General features: G+C 46.9%; 6 protein-coding genes. 5 read left to right on the forward strand and 1 reads right to left on the reverse strand.

Annotated features, from left to right (window positions below):
- Positions 1–338 precede the first annotated feature (338 nt).
- From rpsB to fusA, 5 genes are all read left to right on the forward strand, one after another.
- The gene (gene rpsB, locus QT979_RS10320; RefSeq protein WP_333309645.1) at positions 339–1,169 is read left to right on the forward strand and encodes a 30S ribosomal protein S2; all 831 of its coding nucleotides are present in this window, start codon (positions 339–341) and stop codon (positions 1,167–1,169) included.
- Positions 1,170–1,597: 428 nt separating this feature from the next.
- The gene (tsf, locus tag QT979_RS10325; RefSeq protein ID WP_006635114.1) at positions 1,598–2,257 is read left to right on the forward strand and encodes a translation elongation factor Ts; all 660 of its coding nucleotides are present in this window, start codon (positions 1,598–1,600) and stop codon (positions 2,255–2,257) included.
- 287 nt (positions 2,258–2,544) lie between these two features.
- A complete protein-coding gene (locus QT979_RS10330; protein ID WP_333309647.1) occupies positions 2,545–3,498 on the forward strand; it encodes a hypothetical protein in 954 nt (317 codons plus the stop codon).
- A gap of 178 nt (positions 3,499–3,676) precedes the next feature.
- A complete protein-coding gene (recG, locus tag QT979_RS10335; RefSeq protein WP_333213974.1) occupies positions 3,677–6,190 on the forward strand; it encodes an ATP-dependent DNA helicase RecG in 2,514 nt (837 codons plus the stop codon).
- 564 nt (positions 6,191–6,754) lie between these two features.
- Positions 6,755–8,839 (forward strand): elongation factor G, encoded by a 2,085-nt coding sequence (gene fusA, locus QT979_RS10340; protein ID WP_333309650.1) that lies wholly within the window; start codon positions 6,755–6,757, stop codon positions 8,837–8,839.
- Between the two features lie 121 nt (positions 8,840–8,960).
- Here the strand turns inward: fusA and QT979_RS10345 are convergent, their stop codons facing one another.
- Positions 8,961–9,422 (reverse strand): HNH endonuclease, encoded by a 462-nt coding sequence (locus QT979_RS10345; protein WP_333309654.1) that lies wholly within the window; start codon positions 9,420–9,422, stop codon positions 8,961–8,963.
- Positions 9,423–9,506 lie beyond the last annotated feature (84 nt).

Raw genomic sequence — 9,506 nt, forward strand, 5'->3', positions numbered from 1 at the left:
GTAGAACGCACAAGAGGCGCACCAACAACGTCATTGTCTCACAAGCGAACAAAGGCTTTGGCAACCTTAGTACCTGGATTTTTTGTTTTTAAGAAGCCCTTGCAAGTAACTTTAACCGCAGCGTGCGTACCCCGCACCCAACCCGCGCCCTAAATCTCACCTCCGGGTGCCAAGCCAACCCTACGGATATGAGACTGTCAGAAAAAGTAGCGCGCGCTGTGATAAACTAGAAAAGTTGTTTAAATTCGCACATCCGGGTTTTCGGGTGTTTCTAGGGCGCAAACCTTCAGAAATACGACCGGGTGGAGGATTAACCCGAATTAGGAGTTAAAAATACAATGCCAGTAGTCAGTTTGGCTCAAATGTTAGAGTCAGGGGTTCACTTCGGACACCAAACCCGTCGGTGGAACCCGAAAATGTCTCCATACATTTTTACAGAGCGCAACGGGGTTCACATCATCGACCTCGTGCAAACCGCTCAGCTTATGGAAGACGCCTACGAGTACATGAGAGTTGCCTCAGAAAAAGGCAAAAAGTTTTTGTTCGTGGGTACGAAGCGCCAAGCTGCCGGGATTGTAGCCCAAGAAGCTCAACGCTGCGGTGCTTATTACGTCAACCAGCGCTGGCTGGGGGGAATGCTCACCAACTGGACGACGATTAAGTCCCGCGTGGAGCGCCTCAAGGATTTGGAGCGCCGCGAGGAAATAGGCGCCCTCGATTTGCTGCCGAAAAAAGAAGCTTCGGTACTGCGCCGAGAAATGGCAAAACTCCAGAAATACCTGGGCGGGATTAAATCTATGCGGAAGATTCCCGACGGAGTGGTGCTGGTAGACCAACGCCGCGAGTATAATGCGGTGTTGGAATGCCAAAAGTTGGGAATTCCGATCGTCTCTCTGTTGGATACCAACTGCGACCCGGATTTGGTTGACATTGCGATTCCGGCGAATGACGATGCTATTCGATCGATCAAGCTGATTGTCGGCAAGTTGGCTGATGCCATCTACGAAGGTCGTCACGGTCAGCAGGGCGGCGACTCTGAGGAAGACTACGACTACGAAGGTGGCTACGAAGGCGCTGAATATGATGTCGAAATCGAAGAATTGGATGACCCCGATTATGTAGATCCCGACGACGCCGCTGAAGCCGAGGGCGAAGAAACCGACAGCTAGTATTGCCCTCGGAATCTGACACCAGGAAATTAAAAATTAAAGATTGAAAATTAAAAATAATTATTATTATTATTTTTAGTTGGATATTTTTAATTTTTAATTGTACATAAGCTGGTCTGCATTTAAATTGTATGTCAAAAAAGATTAAAGTCTTGTGGGGTGGGCGTCCCGGCCGCCCTGAATATACAATTTAAATGGGCGACTGCTTAGCACGAGTCTAAGTCATTAGTAGATATCTGGCAAAAGCATTCATTGTGTGAGGGCCAGAATTAATTCTGGCGCTACACCTACAAAGTCGGTACTAATATCCACTGGGTATTTCTTCACTTTGGTCTAATCATTAACATTAAAATTAGTGACTAATGACTGATGACTAATGACTGATGACTAATGACTAATAACTAATTTTGATTGGGAACTTAAAGAAGATGGCGGACATATCTGCAAAACTTGTTAAAGAACTGCGCGAAAAAACTGGCGCGGGCATGATGGACTGCAAAAAAGCCCTCGTTGAAAACGAAGGCAATATGGAAACATCCATCGAGTGGCTGCGGAAAAAAGGTCTGGCTTCGGCAGGTAAAAAAGGTGGACGAGTTGCCTCAGAAGGACTGGTAGGTAGCTACATTCACACGGGCGGCCGCGTGGGAGTGCTGGTGGAAGTTAACTGCGAAACAGATTTTGTGGCACGCCGCGAAGAATTCCAAAAGTTGGTGCGGGATATTGCGATGCAAATTGCAGCTTGCCCAAATGTGGAATACGTGAAAGTTGAAGATATCCCCGCCGAAGTTGTCGAAAGAGAAAAGGCAATTGAAATGGGCAAAGATGACTTGGGCAATAAGCCGGAGAACATCAAAGAAAAGATTGTTCTAGGGCGGATTGAGAAGCGCATGAAAGAGTTATCTTTGATGGATCAGCCTTTTATTAAAGATCAGAATATCTCGGTGGAAGAGTTGGTGAAACAAACGATCGCCCAAATTGGAGAAAATGTCCAAGTGCGCCGATTCGTGCGTTTTGTCTTGGGCGAAGGCATTGAAAAGGTAGAAGCTAACTTTGCCGATGAAGTGGCAGCCCAAATGGGTGTTCAATAATCCCAATTAAGATTGAGAATTAAAAATTAAAAATGTGAAGAATCAATTTTTTGCATTTTTAATTTTTAATTTTTACAGGACTTATGGACAGACTATATTTGTAGGCTGATCGCTGCAAACCTTACTACAGACAGCGTAAAAAGTGAAAAATTGCGTAAGTCTTAAGCTGTTGTGCATTTAAATTTTTTGTTGAGGGCGGGATCTGCTGCCCACGCCACAAAAGTGAAAATTTATTTGACCATGGAATTTAAATGTGGATTAGCTTATTTTAATTTTATACGAGAGATATGGTGCGACCAAGAGAGAGAATAGAGCAAGATTTGGCAGGACTCGAAGAGGCTTTAGCAGCCTTGAATTTGGAGTTTCGCAGTACCTACGAAGGTTATTTAACTGCGTTGGGACAAGCGGTGCGGCAGCAGTTAATTTTGGCTTGCTATCATCTTTGCACTCAAGCAGTACCGGAGTCGTTTCTCAAGTTGTCCTTCGAGGGGCGGCAAAAAATGCAGCAGTCTGTAAAGGCTTTGGCTGCGGCGTCGGAGGAAAAATTGCGATCGCTGGTGACTGAATCACAAGCAGATGAAGAAATAGAGGAAGAGGAAGAGGAAGAGGAAGAGGAAGAAGAAGACGAAGACGACTTCGAGGAAGAGGAAGAGGAAGAGGAAGAGGAAGACGAAGCAGACGAAGCAGACGACAAGGAAGAAGACGAAAAGGAAAAAAACCAAGTTTCGGCCATTAACTATCTATTTTCGTTGGCAAATTATCAATTGCCAAGTGCCAATTCCCCAGAAAGTTTGGCACGCTGGCAAAATAGTATTGAAAAGTCGATCGCCCATATACTCAAGCTACTTTCTCGCGACACCAACCGCTTGCTGCAACAGTCGGGAATCTTGCCGAGTCAATTGCCAGAACCTGTTCTAGAAGCTGCTTCTCAAGCTGAATCCTCCGGCGATAGTGTTGCCGGGCCGCCTAACTTATTAAACTTAATCATTGAAACCGATGCCTCATCAGCATCGCGAAAATTGGCAGCAACCTTTGGTAGTAGGGCGCTGCACATTACAGCGATTAAACTGCGGCTATCGGAAATAGAGTTTGCCGATGCGGGAACCTCGGCTTGGCGCCAGCAAATTCGTAACCTGTCTGTAAAATTGAACTCGCTGGGCCGCGATTACCAGAAAAAGCAGCGGGAACTCGCTGTGGTGGAGGCTGAGTCGGCTTGGCGATCGAGTTGGTTTGAAGATTAGTCAGTTGTCAGTTGTCAGTTGATAATTGTCAGTTGTCAGTTGTCAGTTGTCAGTTGACAGTTGTCAGTTGTCGGGAATTCTTGAGCTATGATTAATAACTAATGACTAACGACTAATGACTAACGACTAATGACTAATGACCAATGACCAATGACTAATGACTAATAACTAATGACTGATGACTAATAATCAACCCGAATGGCAGCGATTGCAAAAAGCTCTTTCAGTAGAAGCCGATCGCGGATTTAACGACATCCAAGGCAGTCAATACCGCTTCAGCGAGTTTCTGGGCCTGAGTTTGAGACAGTTGGCAGGTTCTGTGGCTGCTTCGGCGCGCGATCGAGCCAGACAACTAGCCACTGAATTTGACATCTATCCTCAGAAAGATCTCGAACAGCGCCAACATTCGATCGCCATTACGGTCAGTTTTTTGAGGCAAATGGAGCAAGTTTGGGAACAAGAAAGTCGCCACCAGCAAGAACAAGTAGCACAAGTCAGACCCGCAAACGCTAACGCTTCTGAACCAACCGCCCCAACACTTTCCGTTCCCCGAACAGTACCCCTGAGTACAGCCCCCCCACCGCCCAGCCTGACTCTCGACCAACAGTTAACCCGCGTCACCGGCATCGGCCCCGCCAACGGCAACCGCTTGCTAAAACTGGGTTTATACACTGTATATGACTTGCTTTACTACTATCCCCGCAACCACATCGACTATGCAAAGCAAGTACAAATTCGCGAGCTAATAGCCGGGGAAACTGTCACCTTAATTGCCGAAGTAAAGCGCTGTAATTGCTTTTCTAGCCCGAAGAATAAGAAGTTAACCATATTAGAAGTAATTTTAAAAGACCGCACCGGAGAGATAAAAATTAGTCGTTTTTTTGCAGGCCCTCGCTACAGTAATCGCGGCTGGCAAGAATTTAAAAAGCGCGAGTATTGTACAGGTGCGGTGCTGGCAGCTTCCGGGTTGGTGAAGCAAGGTAAATATGGAATTACTTTAGAAAATCCTGAATTAGAAGTATTAGACGACTCCGGCGGTGCGATCGAATCAATGAAAGTCGGCCGCCTGATACCAGTTTATCCGCTGACGGAGGGAGTGGATGCTGGTTCGGTGAGGCGATCGATTTTGGCGGCAATGCCGGCGGCGAAAATGTTGCCAGAATCGCTACCAGAGGATTTGCGCGAGCGTTACGGTTTAATGGGTTTAGCCGATGCCGTGACTAATATTCACTTTCCGCTCGATCGAGATTGTTTGGCCGCCGCCCGCCGCCGCTTAGTTTTTGACGAATTTTTCTACCTGCAATTAGGACTTTTAAAGCGCCGCCAAACCCAAAGAAAAGCTCAAGCGAGTGCAGTCATCATTCCTAGCGGTAAATTGATCGAACATTTTTATGAAATATTGCCTTTTGCGTTGACTAATGCTCAGGAAAGAGTAATTAACGACATCCTCAACGATTTAGCTTCGTCGCAACCGATGAACAGATTAGTGCAAGGCGATGTCGGCGCCGGCAAAACCGTAGTCGCCGTAGTGGCAATGCTAGCAGCAATTCAATCCGGCTATCAAGCAGCTTTAATGGCACCGACAGAAGTTTTAGCAGAACAGCATTACCGCAAATTGGTAGGTTGGTTTAACTTAATGCATTTGTCTGTTGAACTGTTAACAGGTTCGACAAAAATAGCCAAGCGCCGCGAAATTCACAACCAGTTAGAAACCGGAGAATTGCCTGTTTTAGTGGGAACTCACGCGCTGATTCAAGATACGGTAAATTTCCATAAATTGGGTTTGGCGGTAATTGACGAACAGCACAGATTCGGTGTGCACCAGCGCGCTAAATTGCAGCAAAAAGGCGAAGCTCCCCACGTTTTGACGATGACGGCAACTCCCATTCCCCGGACGCTGGCGCTGACGCTGCACGGGGATTTAGATGTAAGTCAAATTGATGAACTTCCCCCCGGCAGGCAGGCGATTCAAACCACTGTACTGTCGGCCAAAGAACGCATTCAAGCTTACGATTTGATTCGGCGGGAAGTGGCGAGCGGGCGTCAAGTTTATGTGGTGCTGCCGCTGGTGGAGGAGTCGGAAAAGTTGGATGTGCGATCGGCAATTGAGGAAAAAGAGAAACTTGAAAAAAGTGTATTTCCTGAGTTTAAGGTGGGTTTGCTGCACGGTAGAATGAGCAGTGCTGACAAAGATGAAGCAATTTCTAAGTTTCGAGACAAAGAAACTGATATTTTAGTATCTACTACTGTCGTCGAAGTGGGAGTAGACGTGCCGAATGCCACGGTAATGCTAATTGAAAATTCTGAGCGTTTTGGACTGTCGCAACTGCACCAGTTGCGGGGTAGAGTTGGTCGGGGCAGCAACCGTTCTTATTGTTTGTTAATGCCCGGTTCCAAAACGGCGGAAGCCATGCAGAGAATGAAGGTTTTAGAACAATCTCAAGATGGCTTTTTTATTGCGGAAATGGACATGAGATTGCGCGGACCCGGCCAAGTTTTGGGAACTAGGCAGTCGGGTTTGCCTGATTTTGCTTTGGCGAGTTTGGTGGAGGATCAAGAGGTTTTGGAGTTGGCGAGGGCGGCGGCTCAAATGGTAATTGAGAATGATGAAAGTTTGAATCAGTGGCCGGTGGTGCGGGATGAATTGGAGCGGAGATATCAGCGGATGATGAGTGGGTCGATTTTGACTTAGATATTTCTGGACGCAGCAACGGTGTTTTTAATAATATTTTGTATGGTCGGGTTAAGCGAATATCTATCAAAGCCGGCAGTTTATTGCTGCACTCACGCACCCTCTCCCCATAGGCTGATTTATTTGCACCTACCTATTTAATGTCAGAAAGCGGGTTTCTTGCCACAAAGTCACGTAAAATATTAGGGTTTTTGTCAGGAAAACCCGCTTTATACCGTTTTGCTGACAATGGTGCAAAATATCAAGTTGAGCGAAGCGTCAAAAACACGAATTTGTTGGGTACGCCTGCCTCAACCCAACCTACTTTCTGAACCCAACCTAACTTTCACAGAAAATTTTTCCCTTGGTCTAGGGTATTTTTATGAATTGTAAGGATTCCCGTACTGATTAAACCAAAAATCCTTCGCAGGAATGACGGGAAAGTGTCAAAATTAAGATAGTTCTGCCAGAAACAGGGGAAAGGAAATCTAGCCTGTACTGGCGCCTAAGGCAACATTGATTCCTCGCTGGTTACGCTTGCAGGTGGTCGCCGACGGTTCGTCGAATTTAATCTCAACAGTAATTATGAAAGATCTCACTCGTTATCGAAATATTGGCATCTTCGCCCACGTAGATGCTGGCAAGACCACCACAACAGAAAGAATCCTGAAACTGACAGGCAAAATCCACAAAATTGGTGAAGTTCACGAAGGCGCGGCGACTACTGACTTCATGGAACAGGAGCAAGAGCGCGGTATTACGATTCAATCCGCTGCTACCACCTGCTTCTGGAACGAGCATCAGCTCAACATCATTGATACTCCGGGACACGTCGATTTTACGATCGAGGTTTACCGTTCTTTGAAGGTTCTTGATGGTGGCATTGGTGTGTTCTGCGGTTCGGGTGGAGTTGAACCGCAATCTGAAACCAACTGGCGCTACGCTAACGATTCCAAAGTCGCTCGCGTCATCTACATCAATAAGCTCGATCGCACCGGAGCAGATTTTTACCGCGTTGTCAAGCAAGTTGATAAAATCCTCGGAGCTAAACCGATGGTGATGGTATTGCCGATCGGCATAGAAGAAAAGTTTTGCGGCGTAGTCGATTTGCTGACCCGCAAAGCCTGGATCTGGGATGACTCGGGCGATCCGATGAACTACGAAATTAAAGATGTCCCCGCCGATATGGTCGATGATGTCGAAACTTGGCGCGAACAGTTGATCGAACTGGCAGTAGAGCAAGACGACGCTCTGATGGAACAATATCTCGAAGGCAATGAACCGAGTATTGATGACCTCAAGCGCTGTATTCGCAAAGGTACTCGCGATCGGGCATTTTTCCCCACCTACTGCGGCTCATCGTTTAAAAACAAAGGCGTGCAGTTGGTTCTAGATGCCGTAGTTGACTACCTGCCAAACCCGATGGAAGTCACACCGCAGCCAGAAGTCGATCTCGATGGCGAGGAAACCGGCGAGTTTGCGATCGTCGATCCCAACAGACCATTGCGGGCACTGGCGTTTAAGATCATGGACGATCGCTACGGTGCTTTAACCTTCACGCGCCTGTACTCCGGTAAGTTGTCCAAGGGCGACACCGTACTCAACACCGCCACAGGCAAAACCGAGCGCATCAGCCGTTTGGTGGAAATGCACGCCAACTCGCGCGAAGAAATTGAATCTGCCCAAGCAGGGGACATTGTGGCGATCGTCGGTATGAAAAACGTCCGCACCGGACACACCATCTGCGACCCCAAAAATCCCGCCACCCTAGAGCCGATGGTATTCCCAGATCCCGTTATTTCGATTTCGGTCAAACCGAAACAAAAAGGCGGCGAAGAAAAAATGGGAGCAGCCCTCACCAAAATGGTGCAAGAAGACCCATCCTTCCACATGGTGACGGATCTAGAAAGCGGCGAAATGATTCTCAAGGGGATGGGCGAGTTACACCTCGACATCAAAGTAGACATTCTCAAGCGCACCCACGGCATCGAAGTAGAAGTCGGCGAACCACAAGTGGCTTACCGCGAGTCGATTACCAAGCGCCTCGAAGACGAATACACCCACAAAAAGCAATCAGGTGGTTCCGGTCAATTTGCCAAAATCGGCTATGTGATCGAGCCTGGTGAGCCTGGAAGCGGCTTCCAGTTTGAGTCCAAAGTGACTGGTGGTAGCGTACCGAGAGAATATTGGCCAGCGGTCGAAAAAGGCTTTGAAAGCTGCATCGACAAAGGCGTCTTGGCCGGATTCCCCTGCCTAGACTTGAAATTCACGCTTCTAGAAGGCGGTTTCCACCCCGTTGACTCCTCAGCAATGGCCTTTGAAATTGCTGCCAAAGCGGCCTATCGGCAGTCTCTGCCTAAAGCCGCGCCTCAGTTGCTCGAACCGATTATGAATGTCGATGTATTCACTCCAGATGATTACATGGGCGACGTGATCGGCGACCTCAACCGCCGCCGGGGGATGATGAAATCTCAGGAAACAAGCCAAACAGGAGCACGGATCAAGGCCGATGTGCCGTTGAGCGAAATGTTTGGTTACATTAGCGATTTGCGTACTATGACATCTGGCCGCGGTCAGTTTTCCATGTCCTTCTCGCACTATGCTCCTTGTCCGAATAACATCGCTGAAGAAGTGATTAAGGCGGCAAAAGAGCGTCAAGCTGCGAAGTAATGTATTTGACTCCTGGTAGGTGCTATCTGGAGTCAAACAGAAAAATTAGATCCCCGCTTTTTGAAGAAATCGGGGATCTAATTTTTGTAAACTATCGGTTAGAATAAGTCAACAAAACATATTAGATAGTAGAACCACGAGCAGACTTCAACAACATCTGGATTTCTTCAAGACTAAATGGTGGTGAACGACGATGAATCATAGCGTGACAATTTGGGCAAACAGGACGCAAATCTTTTATAGGATCAATTTCATACTCTTCTGCAATTTCTGAAAGGGGTCTTAGATGATGAACATGAATGAAACCTTTTCCCAGTTGCCCAAAAGTTTTGCCAAAATCGAAATCACAAATATAGCAACTTGAACCGTAATAATCAATACATTTTTGCCGAGCTTTAGGCTCTCGTTCATAGGCATTGACTGAAACTTGCCGTACTGCCCCTTCACGAAATGTTTGTACTGCATCTACTTCATCAGGAAAGAATCTAGTAGTAGTTACAGATTCCTGCACCTGAAGCGGATTTTGCCAATCCAACAAACATTTTAGGTATTTTTCAAAAAGCGGATTTTGCCAATCCCTCAAACATTTTAGCCCACATTCCGCAGATATTCAAGCAGAGGTAAAGGAAGATAGATTTGGCAACAATAAACTCCCAAACGATTGCAC

This window comes from Microcoleus sp. w2-18bC1, assembly GCF_036700365.1.
In the GTDB taxonomy this organism is placed as follows: domain Bacteria; phylum Cyanobacteriota; class Cyanobacteriia; order Cyanobacteriales; family Microcoleaceae; genus Microcoleus.

What these genes read in the sequence shown, in the direction of transcription:
- tsf (WP_006635114.1), top strand. Translation starts at nt 1,598, where the DNA reads ATGGCGGACATATCTGCAAAACTTGTTAAAGAACTGCGCGAAAAAACT.
- recG (WP_333213974.1), top strand. Translation starts at nt 3,677, where the DNA reads ATGACTAATAATCAACCCGAATGGCAGCGATTGCAAAAAGCTCTTTCA.
- QT979_RS10330 (WP_333309647.1), top strand. Translation starts at nt 2,545, where the DNA reads ATGGTGCGACCAAGAGAGAGAATAGAGCAAGATTTGGCAGGACTCGAA.
- fusA (WP_333309650.1), top strand. Translation starts at nt 6,755, where the DNA reads ATGAAAGATCTCACTCGTTATCGAAATATTGGCATCTTCGCCCACGTA.
- rpsB (WP_333309645.1), top strand. Translation starts at nt 339, where the DNA reads ATGCCAGTAGTCAGTTTGGCTCAAATGTTAGAGTCAGGGGTTCACTTC.